Below are 25,417 nucleotides of genomic sequence, written 5' to 3'. Positions count from 1 at the left end.
GAAGCCGGGACCCTCAGACGCAGCCGCAGGAGTGGCGGGCGACCAGCCGGGACGGGAAGACCTTCAGGCGTTCCCGGCGCGAGCCCGCGACCCGCAGCCCGTCGTCGAGGACGAGGTCGACCGCGGCCCTCGCCATCGCGGAGCGGTCGGAGGCGACCGTGGTCAGCGGCGGGTCCGCCAGCGCCGCCTCCTTGATGTCGTCGAACCCGGCGACGGTCAGCTCGGACGGCACGTCGATGCGCAGCTCGCGCGCGGCGCGCAGCACGCCGAGCGCCTGGTCGTCGGTGGAGCAGAAGATCGCGGGCGGGCGGCGCGGCCCGGCGAGGATCTCCAGCGCTATGCGGTAGGCGTCGTAGCGGTTGTACGGCGCTTCGAAGAGCCGGCCCTCGGTGGGGAGCCCGGCCTCGGCCATCGCCCGCCGCCAGCCCTCGACGTGGTCGGAGACCGGGTCGCCGACCGCGGGGGTGTCGGCGGTGCCGCCCATGCAGGCGACGTACGGGGCGCCGTGCTCCAGGAGGTGGCGTACGGCGAGCTGGGCGCCGCCGAGGTCGTCGGTGACGACGGCGACGTCGTCGATGGCCTCGGGCCGCTCGTGGAGCAGGACGACCCGGGCGTCCCACGCCTCGATCTCGGCGGCGGCCAGGTCGTTCAGCGCGTGGGAGACGAGGATGAGCCCGGAGACCCGCATACCGAGGAACGCGCGCAGGTAGTGGACCTCGCGCTCGGCCACGTAGTCGGAGTTGCCGACGAGGACCATCTTGCCGCGCTCGGCGGCGGCCCACTCGACCGCGTGCGCCATCTCCCCGAAGAAGGGCTGGCGCGCGTCCGGCACGATCAGTCCTATGAGGTCCGTGCGCCGCGAGGCCATCGCCTGGGCGACCCGGTCGGGCCGGTAGCCCAGTTCCTTGATCGCGGCGAGAACGCGCTCGCGCGTGGCCGGGGCGACCGGCCGGGGTCCGTTGTTGATGACATAGCTGACGACGGCAGTGGAGGTTCCTGCCAGCCGAGCAACGTCATCGCGAGTCACCTTGGCCACGCGCGGAGTCTACGCGGATGGACCCGCCGTGGGCAGGGCGTGCGCGAGCTTGTCCGGCCTCCGCGGCCCGCTCCGCTGTGCGAAAGCAACGCGGGCCCGGTCCGCCCGGACGTCCGCCGGGCCGTTCTACGCCTCGGCCCGGACCTCAGCCCCGTCCAAAACAGCCGCCTCGTCCGCAACATCCGGTTTCGGACGGGCCGCCGCGGCCTTCGCCTCCTCGGCGGCGCGCTCCGCCTTCTCCGGCTTCTCCGGCGTAACGAATCGATAACCGACGTTCCGTACGGTGCCGATCAGCGACTCGTGCTCGGGCCCGAGCTTGGCGCGCAGCCGCCGCACGTGCACGTCCACGGTCCGGGTGCCCCCGAAGTAGTCGTAGCCCCAGACCTCCTGGAGCAGCTGGGCCCGGGTGAAGACCCGGCCGGGGTGCTGCGCCAGGTACTTCAGGAGCTCGAACTCCTTGAAGGTGAGGTCGAGGACCCGGCCCTTGAGCTTGGCGCTGTAGGTGGCCTCGTCGACCGAGAGGTCGCCGTTGCGGATCTCCATCGGGGAGTCGTCGTTGACGATCTGCTGGCGGCCCATGGCGAGCCGCAGCCGGGCCTCCACCTCCGCGGGGCCCGCGGTGTCCAGCAGGACGTCGTCTATGCCCCAGTCGGCGGTCACGGCGGCGAGGCCGCCCTCGGTGACGACGAGGACGAGCGGACAGCCGGGCCCGGTGGACCGCAGCAGCTGGCACAGGCTGCGCACCTGGGGCAGGTCGCGGCGGCCGTCGACCAGGATGACGTCGGCGCCCGGGGTGTCGATGAGGGCGGGGCCCTCGGCCGGGGCCACGCGCACGTGGTGCAGCAGCAGGCCCAGGGCCGGGAGCACCTCCGTCGAGGGCTGGAGGGCGTTGGTCAGGAGCAGCAGAGAACTCATACGTCTGGTTCCTCCTCGGTCCCCGCGAGGACGTGGGCGGTACGGATCTGCTCTGCGATCCCGAAGGCCCCGTACACCTGCGGTTTCCCGCTTCGTATACAACGCTTCCGAAAGCACAAAAGGACCCGGGGGCTACGTCGCCCGAGTCCTCTGCCCAGCAGAATAGCCGACATGGGCAACGGTCCGGCAGGTCATGTGGCACGATCCACGGTTCGTCCGAACTCCGAGACGGCCGGAGGCGCACCTTTCCGGACGTTCCTGCACACCGACGACGGCGTGCGCATCGATTTCGTGTACGACCCGGGTCCGCTCGTGCACGACGCCTCCCGGCCACCCTCCGGTGACCTGGTGTTCGTCGTCGCGCACGGCTTCACCGGCGACGCGGACCGGCCGCATGTGCGACGGGTGGTGGACGTCCTCACCCGGTACGGCGCCGTCGTCACCTTCTCCTTCCGCGGGCACGGGGCGTCCGGCGGGCGCTCCACCGTCGGCGACCGCGAGGTGCTGGACCTGGCGGCCGCCGTGCGCCGGGCCCGCGGCCTCGGGCACGCGCGCGTGGTGACCGTCGGCTTCTCCATGGGCGGCTCGGTGGTGCTGCGGCACGCGGCGCTGTACCGGCCGGACGGGCCGGCCTCCCCGGACGCCCGCACCGACGCGGTGGTGTCGGTGAGCGCGCCCGCCCGCTGGTACTACCGGGGCACCGCGCCCATGCGGAAGCTGCACTGGATGGTGACCCGGCCCGCGGGCCGGGCGGTGGGCCGCTACGGATTCCGCACCCGCATCCACCACCGCGGCTGGGACCCGGTGCCGATGTCCCCGGTGCAGGCGGTGCCCCTGATCGCGCCCACACCGCTGCTCATCGTGCACGGCGACCGGGACGGCTACTTCCCGCTCGACCACCCCCGCACACTGGCCGAGGCGTCCGGTGAGCACGCCGAACTCTGGCTGGAGCCGGGCATGGGGCACGCCGAGAACGCGGCCGGCGACGAGCTGCTGGCCCGTATCGGGGACTGGGCGCGCGCCCGGGGCGGCTAGCCTGACCGTGTACACAGTCCGACGAGTGAGGGACCGGATGTCAAAGGTCACGGTGCGCTACTGGGCCGCCGCGAAGGCCGCGGCCGGGGTGGCCGAGGAGCCGTTCGAGGCGGGCACGCTCGCCGAGGCGCTGGACTCCGTGCGCGCGCGGCACCCGGGAGAGCTGACGCGCGTCCTGCTGCGGTGCTCGTTCCTCGTCGACGGCGACCCCGTGGGCACCCGCGGACATGAGACGGTACGGCTGGCCGACGGCGGCACGGTCGAGGTGCTCCCGCCGTTCGCAGGAGGGTGACGATGACCGACCAGCCGTATCAGGGATACGACGGGCACGACCGCTACGACGGGCACGACGGGTACGACCCGTACCGCAGGCCCGCGCCGCAGGAGTGGCCCGCTCAGCAGCAGGGCCACGGGGAGCAGCAGGGCTACGGGGACCCGCAGGGCTACGAGGACCCGCGGGCCGCCCAGCAGTACACCCAGCAGTGGCAGGGGCAGACCTGGGAGACCCAGGTGCAGCCGCCGGTGGCCCCGGCGGCCGACGAGACCGCCTACCTGCCGCCGCAGGGCCACGACCCCTACGGCAGCGCGGCCGGATACGGCGCGGACGGCTGGAACGGCTCCGGTCAGTACCCGCACGCCCCGCACGGTCGGGTTCCGCAGGGCGGGCAGCCCCCGTACACCCCCTTCCCGGGCGGGCAGCCCGCACCCGGGTCCTTCCGGGGCGGGCAGCCGCAGCCGCCGCACGCGCCCGTGCAGGGCGGGCAGCCCTCGCCCTTCCCGGGCGGGCAGCCCGCACCCTCGCCCTTCCCGGGCGGGCAGCCGCAGCCGGGTCCCGCCGCCGGGCACGGGCCGGGCGAGGCGGACGGACCGGGCTACGGTCCCGCGACCCTGGCCGGCAACACCCGCGTCACCGACGCCCAGCGGGCCCGGCAGGAGGGCCGCTCGCCGATCATCGAGCCGGGAATCCAGCCGGCCGCGCTCACCGCGCTGCTGGGCCTGCTGCTCGCGGCGGGAGCGGCGATCGGGTCGTACGGCCTGCTGGTGCCCCTCGTGGCGCTCCAGGCGGTGACCGCGGCGGGATGGTTCCGGCTCAACGGCATGTGGCCCGCCCGGCAGGGCATCGCCCTCGCCTTCGCGGGCGGGCTGACCGCGGACGTCGCGCTGCTGGTCTCCGGCCGCTCGCCCGCCGCGATCGTCGGCACCCTGGGCGTCTGGGTCCTGCTGACCCTGGTGCTCCAGCTCCGCTCGCACGCGGACCCGGACGAGCGGATGTACGGCCTGATGGCGACGGTGGCCTCGGCCGCGCTGACGATCATCGCCTCGGGCTATCTCGCGGCCGGGGCCGACGCGGTGAGCGTCGCCGGGGTCGCGGTGGGCCTCGCGGTGCTGGTCCGCGCCGCGCCGCTGCCGGCCCCGGCGTCCGCGGTGGCGGCGCTGCTCGCGGGCGCGGGAGCGGGAGCCGTCGTCGGCCTGATGACGGACATCGGGGCGGGCGGCGCCCTGCTCGGCGCGGGCGCCGCGGTGACCGCGCTGGCCGGCCACCGGGCGGCGAGCTACGACTACCCCTCGCGCTTCGTCCACTTCACGGCGGGGGTGGCCCTGCCGCTGGCGGCCACCGCCCCGGTCGCCTACCTGCTGGGCCGGGCCCTGGGCTGACCCCGGCCGTCCGGGCCGCCGCCGGAGCGCCGCGAGCCTGGCCTCTCGCGGGGCCCGGCTCGCCCCCGTCGCGCCCGGGGGACCGTCCGTCACGTCACAGGTGATCGACAATCCGGCGGTGGTGCGTCACGGCGGGGTTACCCTCGCGCAAGGCGGCCACCCGGTCGTCAGTGAGCGAGCGTCGTCCCGATGACCGCCGAGGTGGGGGGAACACCACAACATGCGCGCCCTACGGATCCTGCTGATCGTCACCGTCATGTTCGGGGGCCTCTTCGTGCTCGCCGACCGGCTCGCGGTCGGGTTCGCCGAGGACAAGGCGGCCGGCAGGCTCCAGGCCGCCGAGAACCTCGCGGTGGCCCCGGACGTGTCCATCAAGGGCTTCCCCTTCCTCACCCAGGTGGTGAGCGGCACGCTGGACGACGTCGAGGTCGGCATCAGCGGCTACGAGGCCGCCACCGGCACCGAGGGCCGGACGATCCGGATCGACGACCTCACGGCGAGCATGAAGGGCGTCGCGTTCTCCGGGAACTTCAGCTCCGCCACCGCGGCCACCGCCACCGGCACCGCCTCCATCACCTACGCCGAGCTGCTGAAGACCGCGAAGTCCGCGCCCACCCAGGTCGCCCCCGGCGTCACCGCGAACGTGGTCGGCCTCGCCGACGGCGGCAACGGCAAGATCAAGGTCGCCGTCGAGGCGACCGTCCTCGGCGCCAAGCTGCCGAGCCCCGTCTTCGTCCTCAGCACGGTCTCCGCCCAGGGCGACACCGTGCGGGTGAAGGCGGACGCCATGCCGAAGTTCGGCGGCGCCCAGATCGCCGAGACCCGGGTCCGCACCATCACCGACTTCGAGCAGCGGATCGACGGGCTGCCGGGCGGCATCAAGCTCGACAAGGTCCAGGCGGGGCGCGCCGGCGTCGAGATCACGGTCAAGGGTTCCGGCGTCCGTCTCGCCGGGTAGGACGGCGGACGGCCCGCGAGGCCCCGCCGCGCGCCGGCCGGGAGAGGGCCGGGACCCGGCCGGCGGGCACGGACGGGAGGCGGCCGGGCCGCGGACCGGTCTACAGGTCGTCGGTCTACGGGTCGGTCTACGGGTGTCCGACTGGCGAGACGCCCGCGTCCGCAGCGCAGATGTGAGCGGCGATACACCCCTCCGGAGGCCGTGCGGGGCCCGGCTCGCCCCCGCGCTCTTCCCGCATTCCGGACCATCTCGTCTCACTATGCGACACACCGGTGACACGCCCGCATCTCCGTCCCTACGATCGATGCCATGAAGCGACAGGCGGATCTCACCAAGCGGCGGGCAGTCGACCTGTGCCGCGTTGCCGCCATGCTCTGTCGCCCCTTCTGAGCGGACGCCCCGGCACCGGCCGGCGGCCCACCCGCATTCTCAGCCGCCCTGCCCTGGGCACCCGTGCGCGCCCCGGCACCCGGCCGGAGGCGGACCGCACCCCCGCACCCCCGCACGCCCCGCCGCAACTGCCCCGGAGGAGAAAGCATGAGCCGCAGCGACGTCCTGGTCGACGCCGACTGGCTGGAGCAGCACCTCGACGACGAGAACATCGCGATCGTGGAGGTGGACGAAGACACGTCCGCCTACGAGAAGAACCACATCAAGAACGCGATCCGCATCGACTGGACCAAGGACCTCCAGGACCCGGTCCGCCGCGACTTCATCGACCAGGAGGGCTTCGAGAAGCTCCTCTCGGCGAAGGGCATCGGCAACGACACCCTGGTGATCCTCTACGGCGGCAACAACAACTGGTTCGCCTCCTACGCCTACTGGTACTTCAAGCTCTACGGCCACGAGGGCGTCAAGCTCCTCGACGGCGGCCGCAAGAAGTGGGAGCTGGACGCCCGCGAGCTGGTCGACGGCGAGGACGTGCCGCAGCGCGCCGCCACCGACTACCGGGCCAAGGCGCAGAACACCGCGATCCGTGCCTTCCGCGACGACGTCGTGGCGGCCATCGGCGCGCAGAACCTGGTCGACGTGCGCTCGCCCGACGAGTTCTCCGGCAAGCTGCTCGCCCCCGCGCACCTGCCGCAGGAGCAGTCGCAGCGTCCGGGCCACGTCCCGTCCGCCCGCAACATCCCGTGGTCCAAGAACGCCAACGACGACGGCACCTTCAAGTCGGACGACGAGCTCAAGGAGCTCTACACCGACGAGCAGGTGGACCTGGCCAAGGACACCATCGCCTACTGCCGTATCGGTGAGCGCTCCGCGCTGACCTGGTTCGTGCTGCACGAGCTGCTCGGCGTGGAGAACGTCAAGAACTACGACGGCTCCTGGACCGAGTACGGCTCCCTCGTGGGCGTGCCGATCGAGCTCGGCCCCGCCAAGTAACCCAGCCAGCCATCCCGACCGGCCTTCCCTCCGGTCAGACCCCAACCTGGAGTTAAGACATGTGCGGAGCGAAGGCCGGCGGCCCCGACGCCTCGACGATCAAGCCCGGCGAGACCACGATCCAGGGTCAGGTGACCCGTGACGGAGAGCCGGTGACGGGCTACGTCCGGCTGCTGGACTCGACCGGCGAGTTCACCGCGGAGGTCCCGACCTCCGCCACGGGCCAGTTCCGCTTCTACGCGGCCGAGGGCACCTGGACCGTGCGCGCGCTCGTCCCCGGCGGCACCGCCGACCGTACGGTCGTGGCGCAGCGGGGCGGGCTCTCCGAGGTCGCGATCGCCGTCTGAGCGGGCGGCGGACGGACGTCCGCGGGGCCGCGTCCCCCGGGTTGGACACCTGGGACGCGGCCCTGCGGCATGTCCGGCCGCGGGCATACCCTGGAGGTGTGTACGCACGGCGGCGCCATCTGTACTTCGCCATGATGGGGACCTGCATCACGCTCTTCGTCCTGGCGTGGGGCGTCGTGCGCCTGTGGTCGGTACCGGTGGCGGTCGGCATGTGCGTGGTGGCCATGGTCATCCCGCCGGTGGCCGCGATGGTCGCCAACCGGCGGGGCCCGGAGGACCGCTGGTGGGACGACCCGTCCGGGGACCCCGAGTCCGACACGTGGTGGGACGAGCTGGACGGCAAGAAGAAACCGCACCAGTAGCCCGCGGCGGTCGGCAGGAGCCCCGCGGCCCCGCGTACGGCCCGTCCGTCAGAGTGTGTCCCCGCCCGTTCCCCCGGGCCCGGCAGGCGAGCCGGGCTCAGTAGACGAGCGCCTGCGTCCCGTCCGCCATCGCCTCCTGCACGAACACCTGAGCGCCCGCGATCCGCACGCCCGCGATCACGTCGTCCTGCGTGATGTCCCGGCGGGCCGCGCACTGCGTGCACAGGGTGAGCCGGCCCGCGGCCAGCACCGAGTCGAGCAGGTCGGGCAGCGGGGCCGCGTGGGGGAGCTCGAACTCGGCGGCCCGGCCCGGCAGCGCGAACCACGCGGACTCACCGGTCAGCCACAGCGAGACGTCGACCCCGCTGGCCACGGCGACCGCCGCGACCGTGAACGCCTGCGAGCAGCGCTCGGGAGCGTCGGCCCCCGCCGTCACCTTGATCACGAGCTTCTTCGCCATGGCCGCATCGTAGTCAACGCGGCCCGGCGGCGGCCCCCGGGCCGACCCCGCCCCGGCGGCCGGCCCCCGGGGGAGCACCTCGTACGGAGGGCCGGGCCCCGGCCGACTAAGCTGGGGGCGGCCCTGCGTACCCACCGCTCAACCTGCTCAATCGAGGAGCACCCCGTGGCGATCTTCTTCGAAGCCCTGCTCGTCCTGGTCTGCGTCGGCGTCCTCGCCTTCGCCGGCCTGACCGTGAAGAAGCTGTACCAGGGCCAGCGCTGACCCCACCATCCGCACGAGACGTCTGAGCTGCTCATGATCGAGATCCCGTCCGACCTCCACAAGGACCTCGTCCCGCTCGCCTTCCTGCTCGGCAACTGGGCAGGCGCGGGCGTGCACGACTTCCCCGGCTCCGAGAAGTGCAACTTCGGACAGGAGGTCACCTTCACGCACGACGGCCGCGACTTCCTGGAGTACCACTCCCACACCTGGGTGCTGGACGACCAGGGCGCCAAGGTGCGCCCGCTGGAGTCCGAACACGGCTTCTGGCGCGTCGACGCCGACCGCAAGGTCGAGGTGACGATGACCCGCGACGACGGCGTCATCGAGATCTGGTACGGCGAACTCGCCGACAGGAAGCCCCAGATCGACCTGGTCACGGACGCCGTCGCCCGCACCGCCGCCGCCCGCCCCTACAGCGGCGGCAAGCGGCTGTACGGCTACGTCAAGAGCGACCTGATGTGGGTCGGCGAGAAGCAGACCCCCGAGGTCGAGCTGCGCCCGTACATGTCCGCCCACCTGAAGAAGGTCGTCTCCCCGGAGGACGTCGAGCGCTGGGCGAAGGCCCTCCCGGACGACCTGCCGGACGACGGCATCGCGTTCTTCAAGTAGTCCTAGACTCGTCGGTGTGGTGAACACCGACTGGAAGAGCGACCTCAGGCAGCGCGGCTACCGGCTGACGCCGCAGCGGCAACTCGTGCTCGAAGCCGTGGACACCCTGGAGCACGCGACCCCCGACGACATCCTCGTGGAAGTGAGGAGGACGGCGTCGGGGGTCAACATCTCCACCGTCTACCGCACCCTGGAGCTCCTGGAGGAGCTCGGGCTGGTCAGCCACGCCCACCTCGGGCACGGGGCGCCGACGTACCACCTCGCGGACCGCCACCACCACATCCACCTGGTGTGCCGGGACTGCACGGCCGTCATCGAGGCCGACGTGTCGGTGGCCGAGGAGTTCACCGGCAAGCTGCGCCGGACCTTCGGCTTCGAGACGGACATGAAGCACTTCGCGATCTTCGGCCGGTGCGCGGACTGTTCGCTCACGGCAGCGAACGCCAGGACGTCAACCACCGAGTCGTAGGCTGGGGGGCATGAAGAGCCCCCTGCTGAGCCTGCCCGGCGCCGTGCCCGCCGAGGGCGTGGACGACGGTGTCGCCGCCCATTACGGCGATCTGTTCCGTGAGCAGCGCGCCCTGGCCGACGGCACCGGTTTCGTCGACCTCTCGCACCGCGCCGTCGTCACCGTCTCCGGCGAGGACCGGCTGACCTGGCTGCATCTGCTGCTCACCCAGCACGTCAGCGAGCTGCCCGCGGGCGAGGCCGCCGAGGCGCTGATCCTGTCGGCGAACGGCCACGTCGAGCACGCGCTGTACCTGGTCGACGACGGCGCCACGGTCTGGGCCCACGTCGAGCCCGGCACCCAGGACGCGCTGGTCGCCTACCTGGAGTCGATGAAGTTCTTCTACCGGGCCGAAGTCGCCGACCGCACCGCCGACTTCGCGGTCGTCCACCTGCCCGCCGGCTCGATCGCCGGGGTGCCCGCCGGCGTCGTCGTCCGGGAGACCCCGTACGGCCGCGACCTCTTCCTCCCGCGCGCGGACCTGGAGTCGTACGCGGCCGAGGCGGGACCGCCCGCAGGGATCCTCGCCCACGAGGCGCTGCGGGTGGAGCACCACCGGCCGCGGCTCGGCTTCGAGACCGACCACCGCACCATCCCGCACGAACTCGGCTGGATCGGCACCGCGGTGCATCTGCAGAAGGGCTGCTACCGCGGCCAGGAGACCGTCGCCCGGGTCCAGAACCTGGGCAAGCCCCCGCGCCGCCTGGTCTTCCTGCACCTGGACGGCAGCGAGGTCCACCTGCCGCCGCAGGGCACCGGTATCCGGCTGGCCGACGAGGGCCCCGACGGGCGCCGGATCGGTTTCATCACGACGTCCGTACGCCACCACGAGCTGGGCCCGGTCGCGCTCGCGCTCGTCAAGCGGAACGTTCCGGCGGACGCCCCGCTGATGGCGGGGGACACGGCGGCGGCCCAGGAGACGGTCGTCCAGCCGTAGCTCCTGCCGCCAGTGCGGTGGCCGGGAGGGTTTGCCGGAGGCTCGTGCGGCGTCCGGCAAACCCTCCCGGCCACCGCCCTAGACCTCGATCAGCACGGTGAACGGGCCGTCGTTCGTCAGGGACACCCGCATCCTGGCGCCGAACCGGCCCGTCGCCACCGTCGCGCCCAGCGCGCGCAGCCGGGCGACGACCTCGGCCACCAGCGGCTCGGCCACCTCGCCGGGGGCGGCGGCGTTCCACGTGGGCCTGCGGCCCTTGCGCGCGTCGCCGTAAAGGGTGAACTGGCTGACGACCAGGAGCGGGGCGTCGATGTCGCTGCACGACTTCTCACCCTCCAGCATCCGGATCGACCAGAGTTTGCGGGCGAGCCGGTCCGCCTTCTCCGCGGTGTCCTCGTGCGTGACGCCGACGAGCACGCACAGCCCCTCACCGGTGATCCCGCCCACCGTCTCCCCGTCGACGACCACGCTCGCCCCGTCGACCCTCTGCACCACAGCTCGCATGCCGCCATCATGCCGTGCGGGGGCGAGTGTCTCGTACGGTGCTTCTTTTATGCTCCTCAACCCCCCATCCGGGGCTGTTCGCGGGCACTCGGTCCCATAGCGGCCACGCGGGATGGCACCATGCTTCCCACGCGCCGGTCGAGGGGACGGTAGAGGCACATGAGCACACCGAGTAGCGGGCAGCCGCCCGGGGCTGTCGTGACGACCCACGCGGGCCCGCCCGCCGGGCTGCGGCCACCGACACAGCGCACCGCCGAGGATCCGGGCCCCGGCCCGCACGCCCCGCTGCCCGCCGAGCCCTCGGCGCGGGACCTGACCGCCCTCAGCCTGCCCGAACTGCGCGCGCTGCGCCGGGACGCGCAGAGCGACGAGGCGGATCTCAGCTACGTACGGCGGCTGCTCCAGGGCCGGATCGACATCCTGCGGGCCGAGTCGGCGCGCCGCTCCCCGATCGGCGCGGCCTCCGTCGTCGAGCGGCTCGGCGAGATCCTGACCGACGCCCCGGCCCGCCACCGCTCCTCCGCCCGCCATGTGACGCTGGGCACACCGCAGAGCGAGGAGTACCGGCGGCTGGCGGCCGAGATGCTGGCCGAGGTGGAGCTCTCCGACCTCCAGGCGCGCACCGACGCGGAGCTGGACGCCGCCATGGCCCGCCTCGTCGGCTACGAGCGGCAGGTCTCACGGCGCCGCCAGAAGCTCCAGCGCACCGCGGACGACTGCAGCGCGGAGATCACCCGCCGCTACCGCGACGGCGAGGCCCAGGTGGACGACCTGCTGACCTGATGCCGTGACCGCGGGGCCGGCCGCGGACCGGAGCACCCGGGGGCGAGAGACCGGAGCACCCGGGGGCGCGGAAAAGGCGAGGACACCGCCGCGTGCGCCCCCCTACGGTGATCCCATGAGCCGTCCCGCATCCCACATCGACGTCCGCCCGATCAGCGAGGCTGACATCCCCGACTGGACCCGGGCCCTGAACACCGGCTTCCTGCGCACCCCCGACGTCTCCGAGGCGGAGGTCGCCGACCGCGCCTCCTACGTCGTCCCGGCGCGCACGCTCGGCGCGTTCGACGCCGGCCGCTGCGTGGCCACCTTCCGCTCCTTCGCCCAGGAACTGACCGCCGTCGGCGGCGCGGTGGTGCCCGCCGACGCCATCTCCAACGTCACCGTGTCCCCCACCCACCGCCGCCGCGGCCTGCTGACCCGGATGATGGCCCACGACCTGGCCGCCGCGAAGGAGCGCGGCGACGTCGTCGCGACCCTGATCGCCGCCGAGTACCCGATCTACGGCCGCTACGGCTTCGGCCCGGCCACCAGCTCCGCCCAGTGGACCGTGGACGTGCCCCGCGCCGGTCTGGACCCGCGCTGGTCCGGCCCCGAGGACGGCGGCCGTGTCGACCTGGTGGACGGCGCGGACGTGCGCAAGCTCGGCCCGGAGCTGTTCGAGCGGGTGCGGCGGGCCCAGCCCGGCGCCGTCAACCGCGACGAGCGCTGGTGGCAGGTGGCCACGGGCGCCGTGCGCCAGGTGCGCGACACGTGGACCGAACCCTTCCACGCCGTGCACCGCGGACCCGGCGGCGAGGTCGAGGGCATGGTGTCCTACCGCGCGGACGACCGGTGGGGGGACGGCAAGCAGCCGTTGAACACCGCGACGGTCGACTGGCTCGCCGCGGCGAACCCCGCGTCCGAGCGCGCCCTGTGGCACTACCTCTGCTCGATCGACTGGATCACCACGGTCAGGAGCGGCTACCGGGCCCCCGACGACCTGCTCCCGCTGTACCTCCCCGATCCCAGGGCGGCCAGGGTCACCACGCTGGCGGACTGGCTGTGGGTACGGGTCCTGGACGTCGTACGGGCCCTGGAGGCGCGGACGTACGAGGGGGAGGGCGAACTGGTGCTGGAGGTGGCGGACGCGTCCGGCCCGGCCGGCGGCCGCTATCTGCTGCGGGCGGCGCCGGAGGGGGCGTCCTGCGCGCCGACCGCGGCCTCGGCCGACCTCACCCTCGACGTGGCGGACCTGGGGCGGCTGTGGCTCGGCGACGAGTCCGTCGCACGGCTCGCGGCGCTCGGCCGGGTCCGGGAAGAACGAGCGGGCGCCGCCCGGCTGGCCGACGCCCTGCTGCGTACGTCCAGGCGGCCCTGGTGCCCGGACGGGTTCTGACTCCTCTCCCCGGCTGCGGCGGACGTGTTCATCCGTAGGTGAGCTGTTTGAGCTGTTGAGTTGTGGCGGTGCGTGCGCTCTTCGGTTGTCGGTGTGAAGTTGTGGCTGTGCTGACCGGCCGGGCTCCCGGCTCCCCTCCGGAAGGGAGCCCGGACGGCCGAACCTGGTCCCCTGGCCCTGCGTCCCCCGCGGTCGGGCGCGGGGTCCCTACGGGGCGAGCAGCATGACGAGGATCACCGCGCCGATGCCGCCGAGCAGGCCGTTGCGTGCCTTGAGGCCGAGGGACAGCGCCAGGAAGGCGATGATCCCCATCGGCCCGTACGTCCACTGGACGAACTGCTCGAACCCGATGACGAGTGCGGCGACGGCGAGGTAGACGAGCGGCATGCCGGTCTCCCTCCGGGACGGCGGTCGACAGTTCCGGCTCTTGTGGCCAACCTCCCTGAAGTTTGACCATGTTGCCTAAGTTGGCGACCAACTTCACTGTAGTTATGACCGCTTGGACGCGTCTCATAACCATCATTCATGGAACTGCCCAAAGATGGCGGGAAGTTGTACGGTTCGGTGGTGGAGCCGAAACACATCTCCGTCCAGGGACGGAAGAGTTCACTGCGGCCACAGAAGTCACATCGGGACGTGGCCGACGAACTGCGTGCCCGGATCACCTCGGGCGCCCTGCGGCCCGGCCAGCGCATGCCCACGCAGGCCAAGCTGGCGGACGAGTTCGGCGTCGAGCGCGGAGCGGTCCGGCAGGCCCTGCACATCCTGCAGTCCGAGCACCTGCTCACCAACGTGTCCAAGGGGGCCCCGGCCACCGTCGCCCCCGACCTGGCCAGAGCGCTCACCGGGCCCGGGGCGCCGCCGCAGCCCACCATGGTCGCCCTCGCCCCGCGCATCGCGGCGGCCTTCGCGGCGCCGCACGTCGAGATCGACGCGCTGTGCCTCACCTCGGTCTCCCTCACCCTCGCGATCGGCGAACCGCTGCGGCGCATCCACACCGGACAGCTGAAACCGGCCAAGGTCGACGTCCGCGTCCTGCTGCCCAGCCGGGACATCCCGCTCGCCTTCCCGACGCCGGTGGAGGAGTCGGCCGACGACGCCGACCTCCAGCTGCGCCGGCGCTGGCTCGCCCAGCGCAACGCGCAGGGCCAGGTGCTGCGGCACAACCTGCGGGCGCTGCGCTCCACGCACGGCGTCGAGGTGCGGGTGAGCTTCCGGGCGCTGCCCTTCACCCCGCCGGTCAAGCTCTACCTGCTCAACGGCGGCGAGGCGCTGTTCGCCTACTACACGCTGGTGCGCAGCGAGGTCGAGATCGGGCAGCGGCAGCTCCAGATGTACGACGCCCCGGGCATCCAGTCGCCGCTGTTCGCCTTCGAGCAGGGGGCGGGGCTGCGCGACGCGACCTTCGTGGAGCAGTCGCACGTGTGGTTCGACGCACTGTGGGAGACGATCAGTTCGGAGCTCGTGCTCACGAGCTGATCGTCCCCCGCCGTGTGTGACAAGGGTGACGTGTGCGTCCGGCACCGTCGCGGCGCGGCCCGCGTCCCGCGGGGCACGCGTGGATCACAGGGCGGGCCCCGACACCAGGACGGCCAGGACGACGGCCCCGATCGAACTGATCGCCGGGCTCTTGGCCTTGATGCCTATGGTGAGCAGCAGCAGGCCGACGATGCCGGTGGCACCGTACCTCCACTGGAGGGTCTGTTCGACGCCGACGACGAAGACGGCGGCGAGGAGCGCGAGAACGGGCATCGGTGTTTCCTCCTCAGGACATCCGGGAATGGAAGGATTACTTCCGCCAACTCGACCAACTTAATGCCAACTCTGATTGAGTTGTCCCCACTTGGCCCCCACCTTGAAACAAGCTACAAACAACTCCCGTTAGATAGGAGTGAGTTGTAGCGTTTGGTCGTGACTCAGGAGAACGTGGCAGTGAACGGCAGCAGGAGACTCTCGCCGCAGGAGATCGCCGACATCCTGCGGGAACGGATCCGCGTCGGAGAGCTCAAGGCGGGCGACCGCCTGCCCACGCAGGCCGAGCTGGCCGAGGAGTTCGGCGTGGAGCGGGGCACCGTACGCCAGGCACTGCGCGCCCTCCAGGAGGACGGCCTCCTCACCAACGTCAGCAAGGGCAGTCCGCCGCGGATCGCCCTCCCGCCGCCCACCCGCGACGCCCCCCAGCCGACCATGGTCGGCCTGGCCCCCCGCCTGACCGAGGCGTTCGCCGCGCCCCGCGTCGAGGTGGACGTCGTCTGCCACACCTCGGAGACCCTGATGGTGGCCCTGGGCGAGCCCCTGCGCCTGATCCACGAGGGCGCGATCCGCCCGGAGTCGATCGACGTCCGCATCCTGCTCCCGTCCCGCGACATCGACCTCGCCTTCCCGGTCCTGGTCGAGGGCGGCGAGGGCGACGACTCGGTCCACAAGCGCTGGCTGGAGATGCGCAACGCGCAGGCGCAGGTGCTGCGCCACAACCTCCAGGCGCTGCGCTCCACCCTCGGCATCTCCGTGCGCGTCACGTTCCGCGCCCTGCCGTTCACCCCGCCGGTCAAGCTGTACCTGCTCAACGGCGCCGAGGCCCTGATCGGCTACTACGTCCTCACCGAGCGCCAGGACGAGTACGAGAGCCGGACGCTGAACATGTACGACGCCCTGGGCTCCGCCTCCCTGCTGTTCTCCTTCGTCCAGCAGGCCGGACAGCGCGACGCCGCGTTCGTGGCCGAGTCCCAGAAGTGGTTCGACGCCCTCTGGGAAACCATCACCACGGACCTGACACTCTCCTAGTGACTCCTGAGACGAAGCAGCAGACTGAGACGGTGACCGCAGAGGCCGAGATCCGGTGGGAGCAGCTCCGGGACCTGATCGGACCCGCCCGTGTCGTGCTCTGGGACTTCGACGGCCCGATCTGCCGCCTGTTCGCCCGGCACCGGGCCGAGCGCGTCGCCGCCGACCTGGTGTCCTGGCTGGAGGGGCGCGGACTGCGGGGCCTGCTGAGCGAGGAGGAGCGCCGGTCCCTCGACCCGCACGTCGTGCTGCGCGCCGTCGACCGCCGCCACCCCGGCAGTGATCTGGTCGCCGAGCTGGAGGAGCGCCTCACCCAGGAGGAACTGCGCGCCGCGGGCTCCGCGATGCCCACGATGTACGCCGACCCGCTGATCCGGACCTGGAACGCGGTCGGCGCGCGGCTCGCCGTCGCGACCAACAACTCGCCGCAGGTGGTCCGCGCCTACCTGGGCGGCCGCGGCCTGCTGGAGTGCTTCCTGCCCCACATATACGGCCGCACGCAGGAGCTCCAGTACCTCAAGCCCCACCCGCACTACCTCAACCGGGCCCTGAGCGCGATGGGCGTCGCCCCCGCCGGAGCCCTGTTCATCGGCGACACCCCCACCGACTGGCAGGCCGCCCGCGAGGCCGGCGTCCCCTTCCTGGGCTACGCGCGCAACGAGACCAAGGAAAAGCGCCTCCGCCAGGCCGGCGCCGCCCACGTGGTGGCCTCCCTGCTGCCCCTGCTGCGCGCGGTGCGGGATCAGGCCTGACTCATCAGCAGGACGAACACCACCACCGCCCCCACGGCCAGCCGGCTGTGCCGCGCCCGGATGCCGACGAACGCGGCGGTCAGCACCACCAACCCCACCACCCCCAGCCTCGCCTGCGCCATCAGGCCCAGGGCCGTCTCGACCACCGCGGACAGCGCCTGCACCAGCACCATGTCCCCCACCGCCATTCCTCTTCGCCTCGGAGAGCCGCCCAATTCCCTTACCAATTGGGCTGGTTGGCCTGAGATTGGTTTTCCCTGACGGCTAGATCCCTTAACTGGACCGGTGGTTGGACTGTCAACCTGACTGAAATATGTGTGTCGCCGGGCGGGAAGCGGTACGGTCGCAGAGTGGGTGGACAGCGCCCCGCCGAGACCGGCGGCAAGGAGTTCGAGCGCGTGCTGGAGGCGCTCCTCCTCCGTATGTCCGAGGGGACCTACTCCCCGGGCTCCCCGCTCCCGCCGCAGCGCGAGCTGGCCGCCGAGCTGAACGTCTCCCGTGACACCGTGCAGCGGGTGCTCAGGGAACTCGTCGACCGCGGGCTCGTGGAGTCACGGCAGGGCAGCGGGTCCCGGGTGATCGGATCGCCGCCCCCGCCATCGGCGGGCGGCCGGGTGCGGCACACCGGCCGGACGACCCTCAGACCGCACATCGACAGGGCGTTCGAGCAGAGCGCGGTGCGGCTGGACGTCTTCACCTTCACCTCCGAGTCCCTGGCCGCGCACATCTGGTTCCAGGCCGAGCGCATCCGCACCCGGGTGATCGCCCCCGAGCGGATCGCCCTGCGCATGCTGCTGCCGTCGCAGGACCTGCCGCTGCCCTATCCCCGCGCCCTGGCGGAGCCCGACGACCCCCGGCCGATGCAGCGGCTGCACGCCATCACCCGGCGCAACACCGAGGCGCTGCGGATCACCCTGGAGGAACTGCGGGCCGAGGGGCTCGTCGCGGACGTCGACGTCCAGGTGCGCACGGTGCCGATCACCCCGGCCTTCAAGCTCTACCTCTTCAACGGCACCGAGGCGCTGCACGGCATGTACGAGGTGGTCGAACGGCCCATCGTGCTGGAGGACGAGACGATCTCCGCCGTCGACGTGGTCGGCCTCGGCGCCGTACTCGAACACTTCGTGGCGGAGGAGGACCCGGACGCGCCGGCGTCCGTGTTCGTCTCCTCGCGCCAGGCGTGGTTCGACTCCGTCTGGCGGCTGCTGACCGTGGCATGAGCGGCGGCCGGCGGGCTCAGCCCACCCGCTGGGCCGACAGCTCCCGCAGCACGGGCGGGTACGAGCCGACCACCCCGCGGGCGCCCAGCCGCCGCATCCGCTCGGCCCGCTCCGGGTGCCGGGTGAAGCCCAGGAACGGCACGCCCGCGGCCCGTGCCGCCGCCAGGTCGGTGAGCTGGTCCCCGATCAGCAGGGTCCGGGAGGGGGCCGTCCCGCCGAGCGCCGCCAGCGCGCGGCCGACGACGCCCGGGTGCGGCTTCATCAGCCGCGGATCGTGCGGGTCGCGCCCGTACACCGCGGTGAAGTGCCCCAGCAGGTCCCGCCGTTCCAGGTACTCGCGGACCGGGCCCTCGGCGTTGTTGGTCACCACGAGCAGGGTCTTCCCGGCCGACCTCAGGGCGTCCACCAGCCTCCGCGCACCGGGGGTGGCTACGGCCCGGTGCACGGCCGCGTACTCGTGGCGGGTGACGATCGCGTCGGCCCAGTCCAGCCGGATCGGGCCGGGACCGCCTCGCCGTGCCGCCATGTCGGCCAGGCGGAGCAGGATCCCGTGCGAGTCGGCGCAGGACTCGACCGGCGGGTCCAGCCGGCCCCACTCCCGGCGGGCACGCTCCTTGATCTCGTCCGCGATGCCGGCCGTGCAGGTACCGCCGAACAGGTCGCACAGGGGTCCGTCGAAGTCGAGCAGTACCGCCTCGGCCCGGCCGAGGACGGCGCGCAGGTCCTCGCCGCCGGGGGAGCTTGTCGTCGTCACCCGGCAAGTCTGCGGCGGCCCGCCCGGCGGCGCGACCGTGCCCGCCCCGGTGTCACCCCCCGGCGCCCCGTTCGGGTCAACACCCGATCGCCCCGTCCCGGTGTTCGGCGCGAACGGGGCCCTCTCTTCTGGCACGATGCCCCCTCACAGGGGGATGCCGGGCAACATCCCCCCGCCACTGCCGCGGGGGGTCAGTCGAGAGAGCGTGCGATGTCAGCCGAACGGGTGTCCCCGACACGGGAAAGAGCCGTCCAGATGAGCGGCGGTGACGCGAATGTGGTCGAGGGGCCGCTCAAGGGCTACCACCACGAGACCTACGTGATCCCGATGCCCGGCACGGAGGGCGACGGCGAGGACGACGAGGAGGCCGAGCCGGTCCGCGTCAAGTGCCGTGCCCCGCGCGACCGGTTGCTCTGGTTCGACCGGCGCTGCTTCGCCTCCGAGGAGGAGTTGGTGGGACTGCTCCAGGGCCGGATCTCCCGCATCCCGGCGCTGATCCACGTCGGTGACATGCCGATGCAGCGGTTCGTCGAGGGACACACGCTGGGCTCGCGCCACGGCGCCGGCCGCAGGGTCCCCGAGCCGGCGCTCCACCAGATCCTGCACCTGTTCGGCGAGTTGGCCGCGATCGCCCCCGGCTCGCTGGAGGCGGACCGGCGCTGCCTGCCGCGTGACCGCGCCGAGGACGGGGACTGCGCGGGCTTCCTGGAGGGCCTCGTACGGTTCGCCGAGGAGCGCGTCTACCAGGCCGACCTGGAGTCCTTCGAGGCGCTCTTCGCCGTACTGGGCATCGACGAGGACTCCTTCCGCTCACTGCGCAAGCACGTCGTCGTCCCCGGTCTGGCCGCACGGCCGTTCCACCTGCTCCACGCCGATCTGCACCGCGAGAACCTGATCCTCGACCACCGCGGCGACCTGTGGACCATCGACTGGGAACTGGCCATGTTCGGCGACCCGTTGTACGACCTCGCCACCCACCTCCATCTCATGGCCTACCCCGCGGACCAGCGGGAGCGGGTGATCCGCCGCTGGGCGCGGGTGGTCCGGGAGAAGGCCGGCCCGCGCGCGACCGACGGCTGGCAGGACGACCTGCCGAAACTGCTGGACTTCAAGCGGGCCCAGAGCGCCTTCACGGACGTCATCAGGGCGACCCGGATCCTCGACACCGGAGGAACGTTCAACTGGCGCCGCTGGCCGACCGAGGCCGCCAAGGTCCAGCGGGTCCTGGCACGGGCCGCCGCGCCGCTGGGCCTGAAGGACGTACCGGGACTGCGCACCGTCGCCGTCTCGCTGCGGGAGTGGCACCGGCGGAACGGCGCGCGGACCCCGTGAGGCCGACACGGCGACTTCGGCCGCACCGCACCCCCACGTGCTCTACAGTCTCGACTACCTGTTCTCCCTCATGCAGGAACGCGCAGCACAGGAACGCCATTTGAACGCACCACGCGGTCGCCCGCCCACCGTGTACGAGAGGTTCGTCCGGTACGCGAGGCAGTCGGGGAGTCTCCTCCACGGCCACCACAACATGAACTACCTCGCACGCCTGACCCCCGCCATGGCGGCCCTGCTGCGACAGCCGGTCGACAAGCACGTACTGGTCCGCATATCCCGCCCCGACACCTTGCGTGTCGTCTTCAGGACCTGGCAGGAGGAGCCCCGCATCCTCGACGCGATCCGGGGCGAGGTGGCCAACGCCCCGGTCTGCCTCGCCGAGGACTGGAAGCGCTCGGCCGTCCACACGTTCGTGCCCGGGGTGGCGCTGTCCGCCGCCGAGGACGTCGGCTCGATCGACCGCGCGCTCATCGAGGCCATGGCGGAAGGACTCGCCGGACTGACCCGGGTGGACGAGGACGCGGTGCCACCGCTCCCGACGGGCTGGCCCCGCTCGCCGCGCAGCGACGACTTCCTGCGCAAGGTCGTGGAACTGACCGAGCGGGAGGTGCGACGGCCCAACTGGCCGCGCTTCCGGGGGATCTTCGAGCGCCTCGGCGTGGACGAGGGGGCGCTGGCGCGGCTGGCCGACCGGGTGCCGCGGATGACTCCGCGACCCTTCAGCCTCCTCCACGGCGACCTGCACGCCGGCAATGTGATCGTCACCGGCGACGGCCGCATCCCGCTGGTCTTCGTCGACTGGGAACTCGCCTCGTTCGGCGACCCGTTGTGGGACCTGGCGGTCCATCTCGTACGCACCGGCCACACACCGGCCCAGCGGGACGTGGCCGTCGCGGCCTGGACGAGAGGTGTCCAGCGGTGGAGTCCGCGGGCCGCGGACGGCCTGGCCGACGACCTCGGCCACTACATCGCCTTCGAGCAGACCCTCTCGCTCTACCCCGACGTCATGCGCGAACTGCACGCCCTGGAGGAGAGCCTGCCCGACGAGCAGGGCCTGACCGCCGCCACCCGCCGGGTCGGCGCCGCGCTGGAGGCCGCCGCCGGGCTGCTCGGACTCAGCCCGCCCTCCGAGACCGCCGTCCACGGCCTCCTGACGCGGTGGACGCAGTACGCCCACGGCCACACGATCCACGACGTGCGCCGCGTGCCCGTACGGTGGCGCCCGGACCGCGCGCATCCACGCCGGCCGGACTTCCGCGCCGCGGGCGTCGACAGCGCGCTGGCCGCCGAGTGCCTGGAGCCCGAGAGCCGCCGGCTGCGCGGCACCGCCCACGTCAACACCGTGGTGCGGGCCAGGGTCGCCGAGGCCGACGCGCCCGTGCTCGTACGGCGCCCGACCGCACGGCCGGGCGCGGGCGCCGAACAACCGGGCCGACTCGACGAGCACACCGTGCTGCGCGTCCTGGAACAGGGGAGCACGAAGGTCTGCGCGCCGCGTCTGCTCGCCCTGGGGCACGGCGGCCGCGAGCCCGGCCCGTTCGCCGTGCACACGTACCTCGGCCCCGACGACGGGTCGGCTCCCGAACACCCCGCGGACGGACTGCGTCCGCACGAGGCCGAGAGCCTGGTCGACCAGCTGCGCGAGCTGACCTCGGTCGACTACCTGGCGCTCGACCCCACGGCCTCGGCCACCGGCTTCTACGAGCGGCTGACGACCGAACTCGCCGCCATGGTCGAAGCCCTGCCCGACGACGTGCACGCCCTCGCCGAGACCGTGGGCCTGCCCGGCCACCGGCAACTGCGCCTGATCCTCGGGCAGTACACGGTCGAGCCCCGCACACCGACCCTGCTGCACGGCGACCTCCACCCGTGGAACCTGGTCCGCGCGACCGACGGGCGCTACGGCATCGGCCTCATCGGCTGGGACCGGGCCCGGGTCGGCGACCCGCTGTACGACCTGGTCCGGCACACCTGCCTGGCCCGCACCGACGACCGCCGCACCCACGTCATGAAGCGCCGCTGGGAGCAGCGGCTGGCCGCTCACTACACCCGGGGACTGCTGTCCGACTGGAGCAAGTACCAGCGCCTGGAGATCGTCCGCGCCGCCTACGAGGACCTCGACCACCTGGTCACCCGGCGGCACCGGGGCGTCCCCCGGGTGCGGGCCGCCCTGCGGTCGTACGAGTGGACGCTGCAGGCCGCCCTCGCCGAGCTGAACCTCGAACCGCGCCGGGACAACCCCTACCTCCTGCGCGCCCTGTCGCAGTAGCCGCCGGGCACGCGGGGCACACGGCCCTTGCCGTTCCGAGCCCGCGGGAGCGGGGCCGCCGTGAGCCGGAGCACGCGGACGCACGGGGTGAGCCGCGGCGGCCCCCGGACTCACCCCGCGCCGAGCAAGGGCATCAACTGCTCCTCCTCGTACGTCAGATGCGCTTCGAGCTCCGCCGTCAGCCGCTCCACCTCGGCGCGGACGGCCGTCGGCTCGGCGCCCCCCTTCCCGAGGACCCGGCGCAGTTCCCCGACGAGCCCGGCGATCCGCTCGTGCTCCTCGCGGAGCCGGTCCAGCGTGGGCGCGGACCCCGGGTGGCGGCCGGCGAGGAAGGGGAAGAGCGCCACGTCCTCGCCGGTGTGGTGGTTGTGCAGGCCCGCGCAGAACGTCAGGCAGTTCACCCGGAGTTGGGCCCCGAGGGGGGCGCCGACCTCCGCCGCCGTACGCATCTCGGCGCGGATCAGGGCCAGTTCGCGGCGGAAGGCGTCATGGACGACCTTGACGGCCTCGGCCATGGAGGACGCGTTGATGTCCGGCGGGCCGCCCCGGTCGATCTCGTGCAGGGCCACCACCGGGATCACCCGCGCGGTCCTGGCCTGGTAGTCGGCCCAGCCCGGTTCCGACTCCACCGCCCGCGCGAAGGCGGCGTCCCGCTCCTCGCCGTCGAGGACGACCGCGCGCGCCTCGTAGGTGAACGCACCGCTCTCCACGGTGACCCGGGGACGGGCGAGCAGATTGTGGAACCACGCCGGGTGCCTGGGAGCCCCGCCCGCCGAGGCGATGACGAGGACACGTGCGCCGCCGTCGGGGAGGTAGCCGACGGGGACGGTGTGCGGGCGCCCGCTGCGGGCTCCGGTGGTGGTCAGGAGCAGGAGCCGGGCGCCTTCGAAGGGGCCGCCGACGCGGCCCTTGCGGGCGCGGAACTCCTCGATGACCTGCTGCTGGAAGTCATGGTGCATGTCGGGTCTTCTTGTCTCTTCCTCTTCGCGGGATTCCGGACACGGAGGCGGAGAGAAGAAGGCGGGCTCCTGGCCCGCACCCGGGCTCTGCGAGCGCGGGGGACCCCGGGGAACCTCACTCAGAGGCCGGGCAACACCCAACTCGCTCACGGCACAAGGCCGACCCGGCAGTCATGACGCCGACAGTAGCGCAGTACGCCGACGGGGGAGATCCTGTTTTCGATGCTTCTCTTCCTCGACGTCGACGGCACGCTGCTCCCCTTCGGGGCGACGCGGCCCTACCCGCTGTACGACCCGCCCCGCGGCCTGTCCGGACCGGCCGCCCATCCGCTGCTCACCCGGATCGACCCGGCCCTGGGCACCCGGCTGAAGCGGCTGGCCGCGCTCGGCTGCGAGCTCGTATGGGCCACGACCTGGATGGACGTGGCGAACGCCGTCATCGCGCCCTGGCTCGACCTGGCTCCGCTGCCCCTGGTGGACTGGCCGGACGCGGCGGACACCCCCTCGCTCGGCCACCGCGGCACGCACTGGAAGACGCGGCCCCTCGTGGACTGGGCCGGCGGCCGCCCCTTCCTCTGGGTGGACGACGAGATCACCGCCGCCGACCGCACCTGGGTGGCCGCCCACCACCCGGCCACCGCCCTGCTGCACCGCGTCGACCACCGGCACGGACTCACCGACCGCGACTTCACGGTCCTGGAGGAGTGGATCAGCGCCGAGCGCCCCCGGGCGACCCGCGATGCGCCTGCTTGAGCGCGAGCTGAGACGGTCCCATTTGTTCTGTCGGACGGTACCGCCGTGGCCTGGTGTCTGGCAGTTCAGTTCTGGTGGGATCAGTTCTGGTGGGACTCATCCCGTAGGGCGTCGTAGTCGCCCGGCGTCGTCACCAGCATCAGTGATCGTCCCAGGGAGTCAGTTAAGTTCACCCACCGGCGAGGCGCCCGTCGCGCTCGCCAAACGGGGAGGGCAGCCGATGTTCACCCTGGTCGTCCCGCCAGCCGACCTCGAAGCCGTCTACTTGTGACGGCTTCATCCCCTCCAGCACACCCAGCCCCATGTATGCCACTTTGCAGACCCGTAGGGACTGTGCAGCTTAAACGGGACCAAACCCGTCGTCCGGGTGGCTACGCAGTCCGGCGCGATCCCCCACCGCCGGGCCGCATCTCTTGACTGCTGAGGCGAGGGGACGGGCTTCTGGTAAGGCTCGTAAGGTGTAGGCATGTGGACCCAGCACATCCAGGCTCTGTAATCACGAGGCGTTGAGGGCGATGCCGTAGGGCGTCGCCCTCCTTGGCGTGCCTGTTCACGTGGTCCATCTCCCTTGTGCCGCCCACACCGAGGCGGCGAGATGCCTGGCCCCGTCCTTCTTAGGGCGGCGGCTTTGAGAGCGCGTGCAGGCACGGTCCCTTCCTTTCTCCGTCGCCTGGAGTGCCTCGTGCCTGCGTTGCTTCCCCCTGCCCTCGAACTATTTCTCGACTTGCTGCGCTGCCCGGTGTGCCGCGCCTGTCTCCGACCCGACCGTGGCTCACTGCGCTGCCCGGAGGGCCACACCTTCGACATCGCCCGTCAGGGCTACGTCAGCCTGCTGACGGGCATCCGCGCCACCAGCGGTGACGACGCAGCCATGGTTCAGGCCCGAAACCGGTTCCTGTCCACCGGCAGGTACGCCCCTGTCCACCAGACCCTGACTCGTATGACAGCCGACGCCCTGCCTGGTCAAGGCACGGTCGTGGACATCGGATGCGGCACCGGCTACTACCTGGCGGGCGTACTCGATCAGCTGCCCGGCACCCGCGGCCTGGGGCTGGACACGTCAGCACGCGCCCTGCGCTCAGCGGCCCGAGCCCATCCGCGAGTCGCTGCGGCGAGCTGGGACGTCTTCCGCCCCTTCCCCTTGGTGGACCAGGGGGTCGATGTCGTGCTGGACGTGTTCGCCCCGCGCAACCCGTCCGAGTTCCACCGAGTGCTCCGTCCGACCGGCCGGTTGATCGTGGTGCGGCCCGTCGAGCGGCACCTGGCCGAGCTGCGGGGCCAGATCCCCGCGATGGTCACGATCGACCCGGACAAGGAACAGCGCCTGCAACAGGCGCTGGACCCCTACTTCCGGGCCGACGGTACCCAGCAAGTCGAATACACCACGCCCCTGACCAGGCAAGAAGCCATCGACCTGGTGGGGATGACGCCGAGCGCACGCCACCTGGCCCCCGCGGACCTG

The 25,417-nt window shown here is 72.4% G+C and carries 30 protein-coding genes; 21 read left to right on the top strand and 9 right to left on the bottom strand.

Annotated elements, in window-relative coordinates:
• Positions 1–13: 13 nt before the first annotated feature.
• A complete protein-coding gene (locus SZN_RS12520; RefSeq protein ID WP_007494846.1) occupies positions 14–1,036 on the bottom strand; it encodes a LacI family DNA-binding transcriptional regulator in 1,023 nt (340 codons plus the stop codon).
• A 126-nt stretch (positions 1,037–1,162) separates the two neighbouring features.
• Positions 1,163–1,951, bottom strand: coding sequence for a winged helix-turn-helix transcriptional regulator (locus tag SZN_RS12515; protein WP_007494845.1), 789 nt, complete (start codon positions 1,949–1,951; stop codon positions 1,163–1,165).
• Between the two features lie 171 nt (positions 1,952–2,122).
• On the opposite strand from SZN_RS12515, the gene SZN_RS12510 reads away from it, so the two are divergent.
• From SZN_RS12510 to SZN_RS12480, 8 genes are all read left to right on the top strand, one after another.
• Entirely contained in the window at positions 2,123–2,986 is an 864-nt protein-coding gene (locus tag SZN_RS12510) for an alpha/beta hydrolase (RefSeq protein WP_007494844.1), read from the top strand.
• Between the two features lie 37 nt (positions 2,987–3,023).
• Positions 3,024–3,278 (top strand): MoaD/ThiS family protein, encoded by a 255-nt coding sequence (locus SZN_RS12505; protein WP_007494843.1) that lies wholly within the window; start codon positions 3,024–3,026, stop codon positions 3,276–3,278.
• Between the two features lie 2 nt (positions 3,279–3,280).
• Positions 3,281–4,642 (top strand): hypothetical protein, encoded by a 1,362-nt coding sequence (locus SZN_RS12500; RefSeq protein WP_007494842.1) that lies wholly within the window; start codon positions 3,281–3,283, stop codon positions 4,640–4,642.
• 220 nt (positions 4,643–4,862) lie between these two features.
• Complete coding sequence (locus SZN_RS12495) at positions 4,863–5,600, top strand: LmeA family phospholipid-binding protein (RefSeq protein WP_007494841.1); 738 nt, start codon at positions 4,863–4,865, stop codon at positions 5,598–5,600.
• A 309-nt stretch (positions 5,601–5,909) separates the two neighbouring features.
• Entirely contained in the window at positions 5,910–5,990 is an 81-nt protein-coding gene (locus SZN_RS43475; RefSeq protein ID WP_350751515.1) for an Ms5788A family Cys-rich leader peptide, read from the top strand.
• Between the two features lie 147 nt (positions 5,991–6,137).
• The gene (locus tag SZN_RS12490; RefSeq protein WP_007494840.1) at positions 6,138–6,983 is read left to right on the top strand and encodes a sulfurtransferase; all 846 of its coding nucleotides are present in this window, start codon (positions 6,138–6,140) and stop codon (positions 6,981–6,983) included.
• Positions 6,984–7,042: 59 nt separating this feature from the next.
• Positions 7,043–7,330: a DUF1416 domain-containing protein gene (locus SZN_RS12485; RefSeq protein ID WP_007494839.1), complete on the top strand. Its 288-nt coding sequence runs from the start codon at positions 7,043–7,045 to the stop codon at positions 7,328–7,330.
• A gap of 98 nt (positions 7,331–7,428) precedes the next feature.
• Positions 7,429–7,692, top strand: a complete 264-nt coding sequence (locus tag SZN_RS12480) for a DUF3099 domain-containing protein (RefSeq protein WP_007494837.1) — start codon at positions 7,429–7,431, stop codon at positions 7,690–7,692.
• 97 nt (positions 7,693–7,789) lie between these two features.
• Here SZN_RS12480 and SZN_RS12475 read toward each other — a convergent pair whose 3' ends face one another.
• Positions 7,790–8,152 (bottom strand): DsrE family protein, encoded by a 363-nt coding sequence (locus tag SZN_RS12475; RefSeq protein WP_007494836.1) that lies wholly within the window; start codon positions 8,150–8,152, stop codon positions 7,790–7,792.
• 297 nt (positions 8,153–8,449) lie between these two features.
• Here SZN_RS12475 and SZN_RS12465 point away from each other — a divergent pair, with 297 nt between their 5' ends.
• Genes SZN_RS12465 through ygfZ form a run of 3 tightly spaced genes read left to right on the top strand, consistent with a single transcriptional unit; the run spans position 8,450 to position 10,470 of the window.
• A complete protein-coding gene (locus tag SZN_RS12465; protein WP_007494832.1) occupies positions 8,450–9,025 on the top strand; it encodes a heme-binding beta-barrel domain-containing protein in 576 nt (191 codons plus the stop codon).
• Positions 9,026–9,041: 16 nt separating this feature from the next.
• A complete protein-coding gene (locus tag SZN_RS12460; RefSeq protein WP_007494830.1) occupies positions 9,042–9,494 on the top strand; it encodes a Fur family transcriptional regulator in 453 nt (150 codons plus the stop codon).
• Between the two features lie 10 nt (positions 9,495–9,504).
• On the top strand, positions 9,505–10,470 hold the full coding sequence (gene ygfZ / locus SZN_RS12455) for a CAF17-like 4Fe-4S cluster assembly/insertion protein YgfZ (protein ID WP_007494828.1): 966 nt from the start codon (positions 9,505–9,507) through the stop codon (positions 10,468–10,470).
• A gap of 78 nt (positions 10,471–10,548) precedes the next feature.
• On the opposite strand, the gene dtd is transcribed toward ygfZ, so the two are convergent.
• The gene (gene dtd / locus SZN_RS12450; RefSeq protein ID WP_043730247.1) at positions 10,549–10,974 is read right to left on the bottom strand and encodes a D-aminoacyl-tRNA deacylase; all 426 of its coding nucleotides are present in this window, start codon (positions 10,972–10,974) and stop codon (positions 10,549–10,551) included.
• A gap of 159 nt (positions 10,975–11,133) precedes the next feature.
• On the opposite strand from dtd, the gene SZN_RS12445 reads away from it, so the two are divergent.
• Together SZN_RS12445 and SZN_RS12440 are read left to right on the top strand one after the other, a co-directional pair.
• Positions 11,134–11,757, top strand: coding sequence for an RsiG family protein (locus tag SZN_RS12445; protein WP_043730244.1), 624 nt, complete (start codon positions 11,134–11,136; stop codon positions 11,755–11,757).
• Between the two features lie 115 nt (positions 11,758–11,872).
• Positions 11,873–13,132, top strand: a complete 1,260-nt coding sequence (locus tag SZN_RS12440) for a GNAT family N-acetyltransferase (protein ID WP_007494822.1) — start codon at positions 11,873–11,875, stop codon at positions 13,130–13,132.
• Between the two features lie 207 nt (positions 13,133–13,339).
• On the opposite strand, the gene SZN_RS12435 is transcribed toward SZN_RS12440, so the two are convergent.
• Positions 13,340–13,519, bottom strand: coding sequence for a hypothetical protein (locus SZN_RS12435; RefSeq protein WP_007494819.1), 180 nt, complete (start codon positions 13,517–13,519; stop codon positions 13,340–13,342).
• 249 nt (positions 13,520–13,768) lie between these two features.
• Between SZN_RS12435 and SZN_RS12430 the strand changes: the two genes are divergently transcribed.
• Complete coding sequence (locus SZN_RS12430; RefSeq protein ID WP_007494817.1) at positions 13,769–14,611, top strand: winged helix-turn-helix domain-containing protein; 843 nt, start codon at positions 13,769–13,771, stop codon at positions 14,609–14,611.
• Between the two features lie 84 nt (positions 14,612–14,695).
• Here the strand turns inward: SZN_RS12430 and SZN_RS12425 are convergent, their stop codons facing one another.
• Positions 14,696–14,884 (bottom strand): hypothetical protein, encoded by a 189-nt coding sequence (locus tag SZN_RS12425; protein WP_007494815.1) that lies wholly within the window; start codon positions 14,882–14,884, stop codon positions 14,696–14,698.
• Positions 14,885–15,037: 153 nt separating this feature from the next.
• On the opposite strand from SZN_RS12425, the gene SZN_RS12420 reads away from it, so the two are divergent.
• A complete protein-coding gene (locus SZN_RS12420) occupies positions 15,038–15,916 on the top strand; it encodes a winged helix-turn-helix domain-containing protein (protein WP_078508549.1) in 879 nt (292 codons plus the stop codon).
• 32 nt (positions 15,917–15,948) lie between these two features.
• Positions 15,949–16,668, top strand: coding sequence for an HAD family hydrolase (locus SZN_RS12415; RefSeq protein WP_007494811.1), 720 nt, complete (start codon positions 15,949–15,951; stop codon positions 16,666–16,668).
• On the opposite strand, the gene SZN_RS12410 is transcribed toward SZN_RS12415, so the two are convergent.
• A complete protein-coding gene (locus tag SZN_RS12410) occupies positions 16,659–16,841 on the bottom strand; it encodes a hypothetical protein (RefSeq protein ID WP_043730270.1) in 183 nt (60 codons plus the stop codon). The two genes, SZN_RS12415 and SZN_RS12410, sit on opposite strands and share 10 nt — an antisense overlap.
• Before the next feature lie 177 nt (positions 16,842–17,018).
• Here SZN_RS12410 and SZN_RS12405 point away from each other — a divergent pair, with 177 nt between their 5' ends.
• Positions 17,019–17,888, top strand: coding sequence for a GntR family transcriptional regulator (locus SZN_RS12405; protein WP_007494807.1), 870 nt, complete (start codon positions 17,019–17,021; stop codon positions 17,886–17,888).
• Between the two features lie 16 nt (positions 17,889–17,904).
• On the opposite strand, the gene SZN_RS12400 is transcribed toward SZN_RS12405, so the two are convergent.
• Positions 17,905–18,642 (bottom strand): HAD family hydrolase, encoded by a 738-nt coding sequence (locus SZN_RS12400; protein WP_007494805.1) that lies wholly within the window; start codon positions 18,640–18,642, stop codon positions 17,905–17,907.
• 255 nt (positions 18,643–18,897) lie between these two features.
• Between SZN_RS12400 and SZN_RS12395 the strand changes: the two genes are divergently transcribed.
• Both SZN_RS12395 and SZN_RS12390 read left to right on the top strand, forming a co-directional pair.
• Positions 18,898–19,974, top strand: a complete 1,077-nt coding sequence (locus SZN_RS12395; RefSeq protein ID WP_007494803.1) for an aminoglycoside phosphotransferase family protein — start codon at positions 18,898–18,900, stop codon at positions 19,972–19,974.
• A gap of 100 nt (positions 19,975–20,074) precedes the next feature.
• A complete protein-coding gene (locus tag SZN_RS12390) occupies positions 20,075–22,243 on the top strand; it encodes an aminoglycoside phosphotransferase family protein (protein ID WP_167546300.1) in 2,169 nt (722 codons plus the stop codon).
• 110 nt (positions 22,244–22,353) lie between these two features.
• Here SZN_RS12390 and SZN_RS12385 read toward each other — a convergent pair whose 3' ends face one another.
• A complete protein-coding gene (locus SZN_RS12385) occupies positions 22,354–23,202 on the bottom strand; it encodes a nitroreductase/quinone reductase family protein (protein WP_007494799.1) in 849 nt (282 codons plus the stop codon).
• A gap of 222 nt (positions 23,203–23,424) precedes the next feature.
• Here SZN_RS12385 and SZN_RS12380 point away from each other — a divergent pair, with 222 nt between their 5' ends.
• Together SZN_RS12380 and SZN_RS12375 are read left to right on the top strand one after the other, a co-directional pair.
• Complete coding sequence (locus SZN_RS12380) at positions 23,425–23,955, top strand: HAD domain-containing protein (RefSeq protein WP_007494797.1); 531 nt, start codon at positions 23,425–23,427, stop codon at positions 23,953–23,955.
• A 682-nt stretch (positions 23,956–24,637) separates the two neighbouring features.
• On the top strand, positions 24,638–25,417 hold a 780-nt coding region (locus SZN_RS12375; protein ID WP_007494795.1), incomplete at its 3' end, for a putative RNA methyltransferase.

The organism is Streptomyces zinciresistens K42, assembly GCF_000225525.1.
Taxonomy (GTDB): Bacteria; Actinomycetota; Actinomycetes; order Streptomycetales; family Streptomycetaceae; genus Streptomyces; species Streptomyces zinciresistens.
Note: the sequence above shows the minus strand (reverse complement) of the source record. Positions and strands in the feature narration are given on the sequence as shown.